A 16,707-nucleotide genomic window follows, 5' to 3' on the forward strand; every position below is an offset into this window, starting at 1 on the left:
ATCTGAACTTGTTTCAGATTACATTTAACCTGTCAATCTGAACTTGTTTCAGATTCCTATTTTATCCCTAAATTTGTCCACATAATTTTATAGATGCTGAGTCCTACATTTATTTTACTCCTCATTGCAGGATATTTTGTTGTTTTAATTGGTATTTCTTTTTTAACTAATAAAACTGGGAGCAACGCCGAATTTTTTAAAGCTAACAATAAGTCACCTTGGTATCTGGTGGCTTTTGGCATGATAGGTGCATCACTCAGCGGCATTACTTTTATCTCTATTCCAGGAACGGTAGAATTTTCAGCATTTAGCTATTTTCAAGTGGTTCTGGGCTATACTATTGGTTATGCCGTCATCAGTCTGGTGTTGATGCCTTTATATTACCGATTGAATTTGACTTCAATTTACACCTATCTCGACCAGCGCTTTGGATTTTACGCTTATAAAACAGGAGCGTCATTTTTTCTACTATCACGTATTGTTGGTGCAAGTTTTAGATTGTTTTTAGTCGCTGGCGTGTTGCAATTAATTGTCTTTGATAGTTTAGGCGTGCCGTTTTATGTCACGGTAACTATCACTATCCTGTTGATATGGGTTTACACGTTTAAAAGCGGGATTAAAACCATTGTTTGGACAGACAGTTTACAAACTTTGTTTATGTTATTGGCGTTAGGGGTTTCCATCGTTTTTTTATTGCAAAATTTCGATATTTCAGTCGGTGATATTCCCGCATATTTGAGTGAAAATACCCAAGCCAAAATTTTCTTTTTTGAAGATTGGCGTTCTTCTGATTTCTTTTTTAAACAATTTTTATCCGGTGCATTTATCGCTATCGTCATGACAGGGCTAGACCAAGATATGATGCAAAAAAATCTAACCTGTAAAAATCTAAAAGATGCTCAAAAGAATATATTTTCGTTTACCATTATTTTGACCGTGGTCAACTTTTTATTTTTATTTCTAGGCTTATTATTAACAAATTATGCCAATAATAATGGTATCAGTGCGCAAAAAGATGACTTGTTTCCTGCCATTGCCATGCAAGGTGAATTAGGTATTGCAGTAGCTGTTTTCTTTTTATTAGGTCTCATAGCAGCAGCCTACTCAAGCGCAGATAGTGCATTAACTTCACTAACAACCTCTTTTAGCATTGATATTTTAGATATTGAAAACAGATATCCAAAGCATAAACAAGTTAAAATCAGAAAGTTAACGCATGTTGCAATTTCATTAATTTTAATTCTTGTAATGTTAATTTTTCAATATGCCATAAGCGACAAAAGTGTCATTAATAAGTTGTTTGAGTTTGCAGGCTATACCTACGGACCGCTTTTAGGGCTATATGCTTTTGGCATGTTTACCTCAACAAAAATCAAAGACAAATTAGTGCCTCTGGTTGCAATTCTCTCCCCTATTTTATCTTATACAATTAGTGTGAATGCTTTAAGCTGGTTTGGTTTTGAATTTGGTTTTTTCATTTTAATTTTAAATGGTTTATTGACTTTTTTAGGGCTCATACTGATTCGTCGATAATAAAACTAAAGTACAGGCTTCTTCAATTTTGATGTTTTCAGCTCTAAGCTTAGGATAAAAGTCTGGATTTTCGGTTCCAGGATTAAAAATTACACGCCGGGGCTTTAAACTGATAATATATTCGTAATAGTCTATTTGATTTTTAGCATTGAGATAAAGGGTAACGGTATGAATTTCATTAAAATCCGGTTTATCCTTATGCACTTTAACCCCATCTATATTCATTTCTCTACGACCGACAGCAAAAACCTCATGATTATGTTTTTGAAGAAGTTGTAAAGCTTTGTAAGCATAACGTTGAGGTTTATCAGAGGCGCCGATGATTAATGTTTTCAACATAAATTATTGATTTGTTGATTTAATATTTAGATTTGTTTTGATGCAACTTAGGTATATTTAACCACAATTTCAACTATGCAGTTTAAAAAATTGACAGATGAGATAAGTTTTGATGTCGCAGAATACGTCAAATCGTATCTCAATTTTCATAAAAATCGAAACATCAATTTGTATTTAGGTTGCGATAGCCACAACCGCTTAAAAACCACTTACGCTACAACTTTGGTTTTTAATGTAGGGGCAACCGGTTGTCATGTGATCTATCAAAAAGAAGTTGTTCCGCTTATCACCGATATGTGGACACGACTGTGGGGCGAAGCCGAACGCTCTGTAGAAACCGCATTATATCTTCGGGAACGCGGCATAGAAATCGATACCATAGATTTAGATTATAATATCGATCCCGCTTACAAATCCAACAAATTGGTCTCTGCAGCTGTCGGTTATGTAGAATCTCTGGGATTTAAAGCTCGGGTCAAGCCTGAACTTTTACCTGCGGTTTATGCAGCGGATCATATTGTGGGGTAGGATTAATTAAGACCTGTTTTACCACTTAACAATACCTATAAAATCATGGTCTTAAACGTCTTAGGTTGTAAGAGCAAATCAAGTATTGTTTGTATAATTTCTTAAACCTGAAAAAGATTTCTATTTTTAAAGTCTAAAAATAACTGATCTCCTTTATGCCAACTGTAAACAAAATTATTGATAGTATTTCAAACCAAAACATCAGTCTTTTTTTTGAAAACAAAATCACCTCTTTTAAACCCGAAAAAGAAGTTTTTACAAATTTAGTTAAGCAGGATGCACCTTTCTCAGATCCTGTAAAGATTGGTTAGGCAACCTTAAAAGACAGCAATGAACTTTTGGTGTTTAGTTGTAAATATGAAGGTGAACTGTCTGAGCGTAGTGCCAAAAAACGACAGTTTGAAATAGCCAAAAAAGTACTTAAAGATGTCTATAAAGATGGCGTAATATTTGTTTTCTACGATGCTCAAGGTAATTTTAGATTTAGTTTTTTACGTAGAAATTATGGTAATAAATCTGAAAAATATACTAATTGGAAAAGATATACCTATTATGTAGATCCAGTTAAGCAAAACAAAACGTTTAAAGATAGAATTGATAATTGCAACTACAACAGTTTAGACCACATCCAAGAAGCCTTTAGTGTAGAACCCTTAAATAAGAAATTTTATCAAGATATAGCCAAAACATTTTTTGAACTCATCAGTGGTAAATACAGGGTGGGTTCAAAAACCATAAACGTCAGTCAACCTTTGTTAGAGTTGCCGTCTACACCCTATACTAGTAACGAAACCATTTACAAAGAATTTGCTGTCCGGCTTATTGGGCGCAGTATATTTTGTTGGTTTTTAAAAAACAAAAAATCAAACGCTGGACGCCCGCTTATGCCAGAGAGCTTATTGTCTTCTACTGCGGTTGAGCAACAGCAAAAAAACTATTACCACAACGTTCTCGAAAAACTGTTTTTTTTAATTTTAAACAAAAAAACAGAAGACCGCAAAGCTTTTGATTTGCCGCCAGAAGCAAACCAAATTCCTTTTTTAAATGGCGGTCTATTTGAAGCCCATAGCGACGACTTTTTTGACAATAACAAACCCAATTATGCACTAAAAATTCCCGACACTTGGTTCACAAATTTCTTTGAAACCTTAGAGCAATACAACTTTACCATAGACGAAAACAGCATCAACGATTCAGAAGTGACTATTGACCCCGAAATGCTCGGTACTATCTTTGAAAACTTACTGGCAGAAATAGACCCCGATACCGAAAAAAGTGCACGTAAAGCCACCGGAAGTTTCTATACACCAAGAGAAATTGTAGATTATATGGTAGAGCAATCGCTTGTGCAATACCTGAAAACCAAAACTACACTTACTAACGAAACCGCACTTTTAAATTTATTTCAGGAAACACAAGAAGATGAAGTGTTTTCTAATACTGAAAAAGAACAAATTTTAAACGCCCTAAGCAGCGTAAAGATTTTAGACCCGGCCTGTGGCTCAGGTGCATTTCCTATGGGTGCTGTCAACAAAATTATCAAGGCTTTAGAGCAATTAGACCCCGATGCAGAATGGTGGAAAGAACAACAGGTCAAACTCATCCCAAACCCTGTGGCCAGAAAAAACTTGAAAGCCAAGTTAGAAAAATCTACCAGCGATTATGCACGCAAACTGGGCGTGATACAAAACTCTATTTACGGCGTAGATATACAACCTATTGCTGCAGAAATCTCAAAACTGCGTAGCTTTTTAAGCTTAGTGATAGACGAGAATATAGATGACAATGCACCCAATCGTGGCATAGAACCTTTACCAAATCTTGAGTTTAAATTTGTCACGGCTAATACACTAATTGGCTTACCAGAAGCAGAAAACCAACAATTAGGAATGTTTGATGATATGGAAGAGCTTCAGGCATTAGAAGAATTAAGAGAAGAATATCTACAAAGCTATAGCAAGAAAAAACAAAAAATAAAAGACAAATTTCTTAAAACACAGAAAAAAGCTTTTAAAGGTACTCATAATCTGTTTGCAGATCAAAATAGTCGCAGTTACAAACTGGTTAGTTGGAATCCATTTAAAAATGAGCCTTCATCATGGTTTGACCCACAATGGATGTTTGGCATAGATAAGTTTGACGTGGTGATTGGGAATCCACCATATGTTTCTTTTGGAGCAAGAGGAGTTGGTAAATTAATAAAAGAAAAAAAAGAACTATTTAAATTATTATTTAAAAATTCAGCAGAATATAAGATTAATATATATGCTCTTTTTATGGAAAAAGGGATTAGTTTATTATCTGAAAGCGGTGTTACTAGTTATATAGTGCCTGATAGTTTCTTATTAGGAAGATATTTTTCAAAAATCAGGAACTATATATTGAAAAGATGTACGATACAAAGTTTAATGTTAATTAAAGCAGAAGTTTTCAAAAGCGCTTCGTTAGGACAGTCTGTTGTCTACGTTTTAAATAGAAAAATTGATAAAAGTAATAAAATTAAAGTTTTGTTAAGTAGAAAAGTTAATGAATTAGAAAATTCAAGTTATATTAAATTCACTTTTCCTCAAAATTATTATGATACAACTGATTATAATAGATTTAGAATGCTTTTTAATAAAGATGATTATGAAATAATTAAAAAGATTGATTCAGTTGGAGAAAAGTTAGAAAATTATTTTAGAGGACACACAGGAGTGCGTTCTAAAATTGGTCAAAAAAACATTATTTTCGATACCCCTTCTAAAAAAACTTATAAAAAGGGAATTATTTCAGGTGGGCAAATACACAAATTCAATATTGATTATGAAGGTCATTATTTAAATATAGATCCTAATATTTTACACGGAGGAGGCTTTAGAAAAGAAATTATAGAAAATGACAAAATCTTAATTAGACAAACAGCTGATAATTTAATCTGTGCAGTAGATTCTAATAATTATTATCACTTAAATAATGTTCATTCTTTTTCACCAATAAATAAAAAGTTAAACATCAATTATGTGTGTGGAGTTCTTAATTCAAGATTAATTAATTTTTATTATAACAAAATTTCTCTAGAAGAGGGTAGAGCAATGGCTCAAATAGATATTGAGGTAATTGAAAAGATACCTATTCCATACGTTAATGATAGTATTCAAATCAAAATATCAAATTTGATTAATCAAATTACAGATAATATTGAGGCTATAAATGAAGAATTTGAATTAATAATTTACAAACTCTACAACCTGACTTATCAAGAAGTTTTAATCATCGACCCCGAATTTAGCTTAACCCAAGAAGAATATGATAATTATAAAATTTAATAAAGATAATAACATTTAATAATAAATAAGTTACATGTATAAATGCTTTTAACCCCTATAAAACAAAGCGTTTTATGATTTTATAGAATTTGCTACCCTCATTCATGAGGGTTACAAACAAAAGCAATAAAAGTCAATTAAAAACAGACTAATGTTTAAAATATTTTTTTACCATTCGTGTAACTATAAGACTTAATTTTTAGGTTGTTTTGTAACATAAAAGGTAAAAGTTTTTAGTTTGACAGTAGCTACATAAAAAAAATAAACTATATTTACCATTCGTGTAACTATAAGACCTAATTTTTAGGTCTTTTTGTAACATAAAAGGTAATGGCAGATAGCGTATATATTTCAAAAAATCTTGATGAGCAACAACTTCAATTTATGAAGTTATTAGAAGCTTATGAAGTTTTGTATTTCAATATGCAAAATATAGAACAACAAATCGGGAAATCATTTAATAACCTAAACGAAATATTAGAAAATTTAGTAGATAAAGAATTGTTAATTCGTTTAGAACGCAGTAAATATGCAGTAAACAATTATAGCAACACCAATGTACTGGCAACGTTTATAAGTAAAAACAGCAGCATAGCCTATTGGTCGGCTTTGCACTACCATAACCTTACCGAGCGTTTTCCAAACATCCTATTTGTAAAAACCACCCAACGTAAACGAGATACGCAAATTCTAGGCACAACTGTAAAGTTCATAACTGTAAAAAATTATAAAAATATAGGAATACAACACATAGGTTATGGCGCTGATAGCTTTAAGATTACAGATGTTGAAATGACGCTAATAGATTGTTTTGACCAACCACGCTATGCAGGCGACTTTGAAGACCTTATAAAAGCCTTTGTAAGTGCAAAGCTTACCAACAGCAAGTTAGTGGCATATGCCAAAGCCTACAACAATATTGCGGTGACTAAACGCTTAGGGTTTTTAGCTGAACACTTTCGAGCTGAACAATTAAAATCCTTTATAAAATTTGCTAAATCAAAAGTTAATAAAAAATATAGCCTTATAGATGCCGGCGGTTTAGAACAAGGAGAATTTGTAAGCCAATGGAAATTACGACTCAATGTATCTTATGATAATTTAAAAGCCATGGCGCAAAACACCTATTAAGTTCAATACATGATATTACAAAAAGAAATTATTGAGCAAGCAAAGCAATGGCAAGTACCGGCAGATACGGTAGATAAAGACTATGTATTAGGGCATTTTTTGTCGGTATTTATAGAAAAATATAAAGATGACTTGGTCTTTAAAGGCGGTACATGTCTAAGAAAATGTTATATTGAAAATTATCGTTTTTCAGAAGATTTAGATTTTACAGCCGTTGATAAAGCATTTGTTTTAGAGCAAAAGACACTTTCAAAAATTGTTAAGCAAGTCACCGCTCAAACCGGTATCTTGTTTTTTATAGAACCAATAAAGAAATTATTGTTTAAAAACGAATTAAAAGGCTACCAAGTTAAACTCAAATATTGGGGTGCAAATCACTCCAGAAATCAAGCTCCACCACCTCACAATAGATGGAATACTAAAATAAAACTCGAGATAAGCACAGATGAATCTTTGTTATTAGAATCTTCAACACAAGTCATCATGCATCCTTATTCAGATGCGTTGACAGGGCTTAACAACATTAACTGTTATGATTTAAAAGAAGTTATATCAGAAAAGTTAAGAGCACTAAAGCAAAGATCTTACACAGCGCCCAGAGATTTTTATGACTTGTATTACCTGACAAAGGATTTTAATAAAGAAGACTGGCATACCATAAAACTCTATTTCTTAAAGAAAATGAAGTTAAAGAATTTAGAATATACTTCTCCAAAAGATTTAATTGAAGAATCTAAACTTACCAATGTAGAAAAAGCTTGGAAAAATAGCATACAGCATCAAATCAAAATAGAAAATCAAGCAGATGCTCATAAAATTATAACAACTGTAGCCCAACGCATAAAAAAATATTTATAAAATGGCCAATAACTTTATTTCAAATAAAAGCCCACAAAAAACCTTAAGCGGTCGCTTAAACAACATCATAAAATTCAGTAAAGAATTACGATGGTTGGTAGGTTTCTTTTACTTCTCAGGTTGGAAAGAAGTCTATCAAAATCTTAAAAATAATCCAGATATTAAAATAAAACTTTTAGTAGGCTTACAGGTGGGCAATCACTTAGAGAAAATATTTGAACACGACGTGCAAGATTTAAATTTAAGTAGTGATGAATATTTTAATGATTTTATGACCTCAATGGGTTTTGCTGTAAATAACGAGCAACAAGACACCAAAGCCTTTTATGAGCAAGTTCATTTTTTTCTGGATATGATTCGTCAAGAACGTTTAATCATCAAAAAAACCAGAGAACCCAATCATGCCAAATTGTATTTGTTTGAAATGAATGACGAAGAACGAGCCAAGCATAATTTTGAGGGCTATCTTATCACAGGCAGTAGCAATCTAACACGAAGCGGTTTGCAAGGCCAACAAGAATTTAATGTAGAGATTAAAGATTATGGCTACGAAGAAGCTGTAACCTATTTTGAAGAATCATGGGAATTGGCTATCCCTATTACAGAGTTAGACCAACGCAAACAGCATTTAATTGACTTTATCATTCACCGTTCTCAAGCCGCATTAGTCAAACCATTTGAAGCTTATGCCTTAGTCTTAAAAACCTATTTAGATCTTCAAAACCAGAAGAAACTAAAACCACAGGTAGAGCGCTTGCTTGAGGAAAACGGTTTTAAAAAATTTTCATACCAATTAGATGCAGTCAATCAAGCCATTGGTATAATAGAAGAAAATAATGGTGTTGTCATTGCAGATGTGGTAGGCTTAGGCAAATCGGTTATCGCTTCGTTAATTGCTCGTCATTTAGATACTAAAGGTATTATTTTATCTCCTCCGGGTCTTATTGGTAATTGGGAAGACAAAACAGGCTGGGAAGGCTATGTTAGAAATTTTGAGTTGAATGGATGGCGTGTTTACAGTCGTGGTCAGGTTGAAAATCTCGCAGAAGATTTTGATGATACAGACATTGAAACCGTTATTATAGATGAAGCACATAACTTTAGAAATCAAGATACTGCTGCTTATGAAGCTTTAGTTCAAATATGTAGAGGTAAAAAAGTAATATTACTTACGGCAACACCGTTTAACAATTCGCCGGCAGATATATTTTCTTTATTAAAACTATTTATCATTCCAGGCTTGTCAACAATAACACTTGAAAACAATTTAGAAGGTTTATTTAGAAGTTATACTTATAGATTTAATAAACTATCTGATATATTAAAAAACTACAATTCTAATAATCCAGATAAACGAGACAAAGCTGAAAAATTATACATTAAATTATTAGATAAAGAATTACCTGTTGACCCTAAAATTGTTCGCCAAGAATCGGCAAGATTGGCTAATAAAATAAAAGAAGTTATTTCACCAGTAGTGATAAGAAGAAACCGTATAGACTTAGAAAACGATCATGAATACAGCCAAGAAATAGGCGACCTTCCTAAAGTCGCTCCACCTGAAGAATTATTTTATTACTTAACAAAATCTCAATCTGATTTTTACGACCGAATTGTTCGTGATTACTTTGCAGAAGGAGGTTTATTTAAAGGCGCAATATATCAACCTTCAAGTTAAGAGACCATTCAGGATGAAAGCGATTTAGACATGGAAGGCAACAGAACCTTTCAGCAACAACGTAACTTATTCGACTTCATGAGGCGTCTTCTAGTAAAACGCTTTGAAAGTTCGTTTGGAGCATTTCAAAAAACCATAGAGCGATTTATTCATGTTCATCAAATTGTCCTCGAATTTATAGAAAATACGGATGGTAAATATATAATGGATAGGGGTTTGATGGAAAAAATCTATGAGTATGATGCAGATGAAATATTAGATGTATTATACAGATTTGAAAATGATTTATTAAAAAGAAAAACCCCTAAAAATAATACAGTCTATAATGTCAAAAAGTTTCAAAAAGAAGAAGATTTTATAGCAGACATTAATAAAGATTTAAATTTATTCAATAAAATACAACAGGAAATTGAAGAGGAGCAACTCGTTGTAAATGACCCAAAAAGAGAAAAAATATACCAAAAAGTAACCGAAATTTTAAATAAAAATGACGACAGAAAAATCATTTTATTTACTGAATATGTGGATACGGTTTTACACTTAGAAAATTATTTCAGGTCTAAATTAGGTGATAAAGTTATTATTTGTGATGGCAAAGTCACCAAAGCTTTAGCTAAAGATTTAGAGCGTAATTTTAATGCGCAATATGAAGGCTCAAAACACAATGATTTTCAAGTGCTAATTACCAGTGATAAACTGTCTGAAGGTTTTAAATTAAACCGGGCAGGAATAATTATAAATTATGACATCCCATGGAATCCAACTCGTGTTATTCAAAGAGTAGGTCGTATCAATCGTATTGGCAAAAAAGTATTTGACGAATTGTTTATTTTCAACTTTTTCCCGTCTGAAACCGGAGCAGGTTTTGTGAAATCAAGAAAAATAGCAGAACAAAAAATGTTTATGATACATAATGCGCTTGGTGAAGATTCTCAAATTTTTCATCCAGACGAAGAACCACAAGCGTCAAATCTTTATGAGAAGTTAAACGATAACCCGGAAGATGATGAAGAGTTAAATATAATAACCTACATTAGAAATGAGTATAATAATATTAAAGAAAAATATCCCGAAGTAATTGAAAAAATAGAAAAGTTACCCAATCGAGTGAAGACTTCTAAAGAGTTTGAAGAATCTAACGTCAATGTGTTACGCAAAAAAGGCTTGAGTTTATTTGCACAACAAGCTGAAACCAAAGAAAATGCAACTGTAGGAAGTTTAACATTTGAAAAGTTCTTGCAATTTGTAGAATGTGAACACGGAACAAAACGAGTGCCAATGTCAAAGGCTTTTTGGCGTGTTTATGAAGCCATCAAAACACATAAAGAAAAAATACGTTCAAACAATTCAGATTTAGCCATAGAAAAGAAAGCACACGATAATTTAAAAGTGGCCTTAAAAGTAATTGATGCTTCAGAAGAAGAAAATATAAATTTTATCAAAACTATAATTAAAGACATAAAGCATTATTATACAATGCCTAAATATACCCTGAGAAGATTAGCATTTGAAGTGCTTTCCCCAAATTCTACAAAAGCCAAATGGAAGCAGTTCTTTAAAGAATTAAACTATATTAAAAATAGATATGGCATTGATTATCTTGATAGGATATTAGAAAAAGTAAAAAACAAAAAAGATGAAGTTATTATAGCTATTGAAAACAGGGAAACAGCATAAATAAAAAAACTCTCCTAAGCTCAGACTCAGGAGAGTAATATTGTGGAGTCGGGGAGACTCGAACTCCCGTCCAAACAAGATACCCAAAAGCTTTCTACACGCTTAGTTTTCATTTTGATTTCAATGCAAAGCCGGCCGAAAACCACCTACTTTACATCTAGTCTCTCAAATGTCAACACAACATCGAGACACTGCTGTGTTTAGATTTACTTTACCGGTGCCTCTTGATGGAACGCCGCAAATCAAGGCTTTCCAGAGACATCTTAGCTCCCGACCTTGTCGGGATTAAGCGAATCCTACTATAATTCAGATTACGCAGCTAAGGCGTAGTTATTCTCGCCGTTTAAAAAAGGTTGAAACATGAGATTTACGAGCAATATTCCAACGCTCGACGTGCTTACTCCTCGATAAGTCTTGCTGTCAAAACCAAATCGACCCCGTTTTTTTAACTCATCAATATGTCAATGTGCATTTTTAATAAGAACATACAAAAATAGAGAGAATATCCTTATACATCAAAGGACTTATCAATATTTTAATATTTTGAAATTAATGTAGAATATTAGGTTTGAATAACCCCTAAATTAAAATCTCTCTCAATCGGTGCATGATTGGCAACTTCAATACCATTTGATATCCATTGTCTTGTATCTAGCGGATTAATCACCGCATCTGTCCACAATCTTGCCGCCGCATAATAAGGACTGGTTTGCTTATCGTAATTGTTTTTAATTTTATCGTAAAGTTCTTTTTCTTTAGCTTCAGTGATTTTCTCGCCTTTGGCTTTTAGTCTTGAGGTTTCTATTTGCAATAAGACTTTAGCGGCAGAATTACCGCTCATTACCGCCAATTCTGCACTTGGCCAGGCTACAATCAATCTCGGGTCGTATGCTTTGCCACACATGGCATAATTGCCGGCACCGTAGGAATTACCAATAATTACCGTAAATTTAGGCACCACCGAATTACTCACCGCATTGACCATTTTTGCACCATCTTTTATAATCCCACCGTGTTCACTTTTGCTACCAACCATAAAACCTGTGACGTCTTGTAAAAACACCAATGGAATCTTTTTTTGATTACAATTGGCAATAAATCGAGTGGCTTTATCAGCTGAATCACTATAAATCACACCACCAAATTGCATTTCACTGGGTTTGGTTTTAGCCTTTGTGGTTTTTACTATTTTACGTTGATTGGCCACGATACCAATCGCCCAGCCATCTATTCGAGCATAACCGGTGATAATGGTTTGACCATAACCTGCTTTATATTCTTCAAACTCTGAGTTGTCGACTAAACGCTCAATGATGGGCATCATATCGTATTGATCGCTGCGTTTGGCTGGTAATAGTCCAAATATTTCTTCTGGATTGGCTTTGGGTTTCTTTGATTCTTTTCTATTAAAACCGGCTTTATCAAAATCGCCTATTTTATCAACGATATTTTTGATTTTATCGAGTGCATCTTTGTCGTTTTCGGCTTTATAATCGGTGACACCGCTCACATCACAATGGGTTGTAGCGCCGCCGAGACTTTCATTATCAATACTTTCGCCAATAGCTGCTTTCACCAAATAACTTCCGGCTAAAAAAATACTGCCTGTTTCTTTAACGATTAATGCTTCGTCACTCATAATGGGTAAATAAGCACCGCCAGCGACACAACTGCCCATAACCGCAGCTATTTGGGTGATACCCATACTGCTCATAATGGCATTATTTCTAAACATGCGACCAAAGTGTTCTTTATCGGGAAAAATTTCGTCTTGCATGGGTAAAAACACGCCAGCACTATCGACAAGATAAATAATTGGCAGCCTATTTTCTATGGATATTTCTTGAGCACGTAAGTTTTTCTTTCCCGTAATAGGAAACCAAGCACCAGCCTTAACCGTGGCGTCATTGGCAACCACAATGACTTTTTTACCGGAGACTTTAGCGATTTTCACAACCACACCACCACCGGGACAGCCGCCGTATTCTTCATACATTTCATCGCCGGCAAAAGCACCTATTTCTATACTATCCTTAGGGTCATCAATCAAATAATCAATACGTTCTCGTGCGGTTAATTTTCCTTTGCTGTGGTGTTTTTCTATTTTTTTTTTGCCACCGCCGCGGTAAATTTTTTTCAATTTTGAATTTAAATCTGAAACAAGAAGTTTATTATGGTCTTCGTTTTTATTGAATTTTATGTCCATTAAAAAAAGCTTAATTGGTTTGGCAACTAAAATACGAAAACCTTGTAGTTTTTTAGTTTTAAATGGCTGTTAATTCTGATAAAAAAAGCTGCCTTTAACAGGCAGCCTCATCATTACAAAATCACTCAAATGTAATGAAACATTATTTAAATACTTTCAAATTCTTTATCGTAATAGGTTGTCGCGTCTTGCATTAACATGTCTAAATATTGATTTTCGCGATCGCAATGAGCTTCATCCCATTTTAAATATTTTATTAAATCTTCCTCTACGACATGTCTAAACTGACGTACACTTTCTATATCAAAATATAATCTACCTGTTCGACGAACAAAAAAATCGGATAATCCATTGACCATTTCATGATGCACTGTATACCACAACTCAGCTCTTACTAATCTTTCAATCGGTGTGGGGTTGATAAAGAAATTCATTTTTTTCAAAATAATATCAGCTTGTCTACCATAATTAGAGGTCAAATACCAGGCTTGATAATCGTCGTCTATGCCTTCATTTTCAAGTTTGTGCGTTAATATTTTTTGGTATTTTTTGACATCATCTAGATTTTTAAGAGGCGCTGAGGTTAATTGAATTTGCTTAGTTGTTGATGGCTTTAGCCGTTTGAGTCTTTTCTTTTTAAATTGTTTTAAAGCTTCATCAATCGTACGTTGTGCCATTTTGCGATAACCAGTGAGTTTCCCACCGGCAATAGATACCAAACCAGAGTCAGACACAAAAATCTCATCTTTTCTAGACAAATCTGAAGGATCTTTACCATCTTCATGGATAAGTGGACGCAAGCCAGCCCAATTGGATTCGATATCATCAATTTTTAAATTCAATTTAGGAAACATATTATTGACGGCATCTATCAAATAATTAGCATCATCTTTGGTCGCCACTACCCTATTCAAATCGCCTTTATATGTGGTATCTGTAGTCCCAACATAAGTGGCTCTACCCCGTGGAATAGCAAAAATCATTCGGCCATCAGGCACGTCAAAATAAATGGATTGGGACAGTGGAAAACGCTCGCGTGAAAACACCAAATGTACGCCTTTAGTTAAATGCAAACGCTTATTATTTAAGGATGTATCTTTTGTCCTGACTTTATCTACCCATGGTCCTGCTGCGGAAATGTAAGCTTTGGATTTAATGATAAATTTTTCATTAGAATTATGATCTTTAACATAGATATGCTTGATTTTACCATTGTCTTTATACACAAATTCTGTCATTTCACAATAATTCAAAATATCTGCACCATAAGCAGATGCTTTTTTGAGCAACTCAATGGTCAAGCGTGCATCATCTGTGCGGTATTCTGCATAAAATCCACCACCTTTTAGGTTATCTTTGTTTAATAAAGGTTCTTTTTCAAGCGTTTCTTTTGCAGATAGCATTTTCCGCTTGTCATCACCTTCCACATCAGCGAGAAAATCGTAAACTTTTAAACCAATTGAAGTCATTGTTTTGCCATAAGTTCCACCTTCTATTAATGGCAAAAGCATTTTTTCAGGGACGACCAGATGTGGCACAAGATTGTGAACAATAGCGCGTTCACTACCAGATTCTTTGACTAAACCAATTTCCATCTGCTTGAGATATCGTAGCCCACCGTGAATCAATTTTGTGGATTTATTACTGGTACCGGAAGCAAAATCATTTTTTTCTATTAAGCAAGTTTTAAGACCACGAGACGCAGCATCAAGCGCAATGCCAGCTCCAGTCACACCACCGCCGATGATGAGAATATCGTATTTGGTATGTTTGATTTGATGAATTAAGGGTTTTCTATCTAAAACTGAAAAGCGAATCGGCGTATCTTCTCTTACAGCCAACTGGTTAGCATGAGCGGTTTTGGTCCTCTCCACAGCATGTTTCCAACCATCGTAAAGTTTGGTTCGCTCAAATTGAGATATTTTGGGTTTAAAAATTTGGTCTATATCTCTAATTTCTGTAATATCTTCTTTGGTCCATATCCCAGCTTGAATACCAGCGAGAAATGCCGCTCCCATGGCGGTCACCTCTAACATTTCTGGTCGTTCTACTTCAGCGTTTAAAATGTCGGCTTGAAATTGCATCAAGTAATTATTAGCAGAAGCGCCACCATCGACGCGCAAAGCTTTCATTTGTTGACCACTATCTTCAACCATAGCTTCTAACACATCGCGTATTTGGTAAGCAATAGCTTGAACAGTCGCTTTAGTCAATGCATTTTTATCGGTATCTAAAGTCAACCCAAAAATAGAGCCTTTGGCTTTCATGTCCCAATGAGGTGCACCCAGACCAGCAAAGGCAGGAACGACATACAAACCAGAATTAATTTTAGTCTCGTTACATATTGTCTCTGTATCGGCAGATTGTTCAATAAAATCCATCTTATCCCTAAGCCATTGCACAGAAGCGCCGGCAACAAAAACACTGCCCTCTAAAGCATATTTAATTTTCTCATCAGGTAATGTGCAAGCTAAAGTTGTCAATAAACCATTTGTGGAGATATTGGCTTTTTTACCCGTATTCAGCAACATAAAACAGCCTGTGCCGTAAGTATTTTTAGCAATACCGGATTTAAAGCCACCTTGACCAAACAACGAAGCTTGTTGATCGCCGGCAACACCGAGAATGGGTATTTTAATATCTTTATATTCTGCATATCCAAAATCTGAAGATGAATATTGTACTTTGGGTAAACTAGATTTTGGAACATCAAGGGCTTTTATTAATGTATCGTCCCATTCTAAATTATGAATATTAAATAACAGAGTCCTAGACGCATTGGTATGGTCTGTCAAGTGTTTTTCGCCCTTGGTGAATTTCCAAATCAACCAAGAATCAATGGTGCCAAATTTTAGCCTATTTTGTTTAGCCAATTCTCGAGCTTCCGGTACGTGGTCTAAAATCCATTTGAATTTTGTGCCCGAAAAATAAGCATCTACTTTAAGGCCTGTTGTTTTTATAATGTTGTCCTCGTGACCGTCTTCTATAAGTATATCGCAAATATCGCTACTGCGTTTGTCGAGCCAAACAATAGCGTTGTAAACAGGCTTACCTGTTTTGGCATCCCAAACGACGGTAGTTTCTCGTTGATTGGTTATACCAATACCTGCGATGTCTTTTACAGGTATCTTATTTTGATTAATGACCTCATAAAAAACCTGTTTTTGATCTTCAAATATTTCAATAGGGTCTTGCTCTACCCAACCTGATTGAGGGTGATGTTGTTTTAACTCCTTTTGGGCGATGCCATGAATTTGTCCTGATTTATCAAATATGATAGCTCTGGTACTTGTTGTCCCTTGATCGAAAGCAATAATGTATTTTGAAGCCATATTTTAAACATTAAATCCTAACAAATATGCTAAAAATTAATAGGTATATCTAAGAAAAACAAAGCTTAAAATCATGTAAGCGTTTGTATTTTAAACTATTTAATAAAAAGACTAATT

Annotated in this window: 11 protein-coding genes and 1 other RNA gene; 8 read left to right on the forward strand and 4 right to left on the reverse strand. The window is 34.0% G+C overall.

Features of this window, described 5'->3' with window-relative positions; all coding sequences use genetic code 11:
• The first annotated feature begins 96 nt into the window (after positions 1 to 96).
• On the forward strand, positions 97 to 1,533 hold the full coding sequence (locus FCN74_RS10130) for a sodium:solute symporter (RefSeq protein ID WP_138932647.1): 1,437 nt from the start codon (positions 97 to 99) through the stop codon (positions 1,531 to 1,533).
• Here the strand turns inward: FCN74_RS10130 and FCN74_RS10135 are convergent.
• Positions 1,507 to 1,872: a CoA-binding protein gene (locus FCN74_RS10135; protein ID WP_138932488.1), complete on the reverse strand. Its 366-nt coding sequence runs from the start codon at positions 1,870 to 1,872 to the stop codon at positions 1,507 to 1,509. The genes FCN74_RS10130 and FCN74_RS10135 overlap by 27 nt on opposite strands.
• Positions 1,873 to 1,947: 75 nt before the next feature.
• Here FCN74_RS10135 and FCN74_RS10140 point away from each other — a divergent pair, with 75 nt between their 5' ends.
• The 7 genes from FCN74_RS10140 to FCN74_RS12135 all read left to right on the forward strand — a co-directional run bounded on the left by FCN74_RS10140 (position 1,948) and on the right by FCN74_RS12135 (position 11,052).
• Positions 1,948 to 2,400 (forward strand): ribonuclease H-like YkuK family protein, encoded by a 453-nt coding sequence (locus FCN74_RS10140; RefSeq protein ID WP_138932489.1) that lies wholly within the window; start codon positions 1,948 to 1,950, stop codon positions 2,398 to 2,400.
• 155 nt (positions 2,401 to 2,555) lie between these two features.
• Positions 2,556 to 2,711, forward strand: coding sequence for a hypothetical protein (locus FCN74_RS12095; RefSeq protein WP_171047161.1), 156 nt, complete (start codon positions 2,556 to 2,558; stop codon positions 2,709 to 2,711).
• A 30-nt stretch (positions 2,712 to 2,741) separates the two neighbouring features.
• Complete coding sequence (locus FCN74_RS10145; protein WP_246062618.1) at positions 2,742 to 5,708, forward strand: Eco57I restriction-modification methylase domain-containing protein; 2,967 nt, start codon at positions 2,742 to 2,744, stop codon at positions 5,706 to 5,708.
• Between the two features lie 330 nt (positions 5,709 to 6,038).
• A complete protein-coding gene (locus tag FCN74_RS10150) occupies positions 6,039 to 6,839 on the forward strand; it encodes a type IV toxin-antitoxin system AbiEi family antitoxin domain-containing protein (RefSeq protein ID WP_138932491.1) in 801 nt (266 codons plus the stop codon).
• Positions 6,840 to 6,848: 9 nt separating this feature from the next.
• A complete protein-coding gene (locus FCN74_RS10155) occupies positions 6,849 to 7,697 on the forward strand; it encodes a nucleotidyl transferase AbiEii/AbiGii toxin family protein (RefSeq protein WP_138932492.1) in 849 nt (282 codons plus the stop codon).
• Between the two features lies 1 nt (position 7,698).
• Entirely contained in the window at positions 7,699 to 9,375 is a 1,677-nt protein-coding gene (locus FCN74_RS12130) for an SNF2-related protein (protein WP_212751769.1), read from the forward strand.
• A 30-nt stretch (positions 9,376 to 9,405) separates the two neighbouring features.
• On the forward strand, positions 9,406 to 11,052 hold the full coding sequence (locus FCN74_RS12135) for a C-terminal helicase domain-containing protein (protein ID WP_212751770.1): 1,647 nt from the start codon (positions 9,406 to 9,408) through the stop codon (positions 11,050 to 11,052).
• Positions 11,053 to 11,092: 40 nt separating this feature from the next.
• Here the strand turns inward: FCN74_RS12135 and ssrA are convergent.
• The 3 genes from ssrA to glpK all read right to left on the reverse strand — a co-directional run bounded on the left by ssrA (position 11,093) and on the right by glpK (position 16,590).
• Positions 11,093 to 11,491: a transfer-messenger RNA gene (ssrA, locus tag FCN74_RS10165) on the reverse strand.
• Between the two features lie 123 nt (positions 11,492 to 11,614).
• The gene (locus FCN74_RS10170) at positions 11,615 to 13,258 is read right to left on the reverse strand and encodes an acyl-CoA carboxylase subunit beta (protein WP_138932493.1); all 1,644 of its coding nucleotides are present in this window, start codon (positions 13,256 to 13,258) and stop codon (positions 11,615 to 11,617) included.
• A 146-nt stretch (positions 13,259 to 13,404) separates the two neighbouring features.
• Positions 13,405 to 16,590 carry a glycerol kinase GlpK gene (glpK, locus tag FCN74_RS10175; RefSeq protein ID WP_138932494.1) on the reverse strand — a complete coding sequence of 1,062 codons (3,186 nt, stop codon included), beginning with the start codon at positions 16,588 to 16,590 and terminating at the stop codon, positions 13,405 to 13,407.
• Positions 16,591 to 16,707 lie beyond the last annotated feature (117 nt).

This window comes from Mesohalobacter halotolerans (genome assembly GCF_006120725.1).
Lineage (GTDB): Bacteria > Bacteroidota > Bacteroidia > Flavobacteriales > Flavobacteriaceae > Psychroflexus > Psychroflexus halotolerans.

Coding starts and splice junctions, on each gene's coding strand:
- FCN74_RS10150 (WP_138932491.1), top strand. CDS start 6,039: ATGGCAGATAGCGTATATATTTCAAAAAATCTTGATGAGCAACAACTT.
- FCN74_RS10135 (WP_138932488.1), bottom strand. CDS start 1,872: ATGTTGAAAACATTAATCATCGGCGCCTCTGATAAACCTCAACGTTAT.
- FCN74_RS12135 (WP_212751770.1), top strand. CDS start 9,406: ATGGAAGGCAACAGAACCTTTCAGCAACAACGTAACTTATTCGACTTC.
- glpK (WP_138932494.1), bottom strand. CDS start 16,590: ATGGCTTCAAAATACATTATTGCTTTCGATCAAGGGACAACAAGTACC.
- FCN74_RS10170 (WP_138932493.1), bottom strand. CDS start 13,258: ATGGACATAAAATTCAATAAAAACGAAGACCATAATAAACTTCTTGTT.
- FCN74_RS10155 (WP_138932492.1), top strand. CDS start 6,849: ATGATATTACAAAAAGAAATTATTGAGCAAGCAAAGCAATGGCAAGTA.
- FCN74_RS12130 (WP_212751769.1), top strand. CDS start 7,699: ATGGCCAATAACTTTATTTCAAATAAAAGCCCACAAAAAACCTTAAGC.
- FCN74_RS10140 (WP_138932489.1), top strand. CDS start 1,948: ATGCAGTTTAAAAAATTGACAGATGAGATAAGTTTTGATGTCGCAGAA.
- FCN74_RS12095 (WP_171047161.1), top strand. CDS start 2,556: ATGCCAACTGTAAACAAAATTATTGATAGTATTTCAAACCAAAACATC.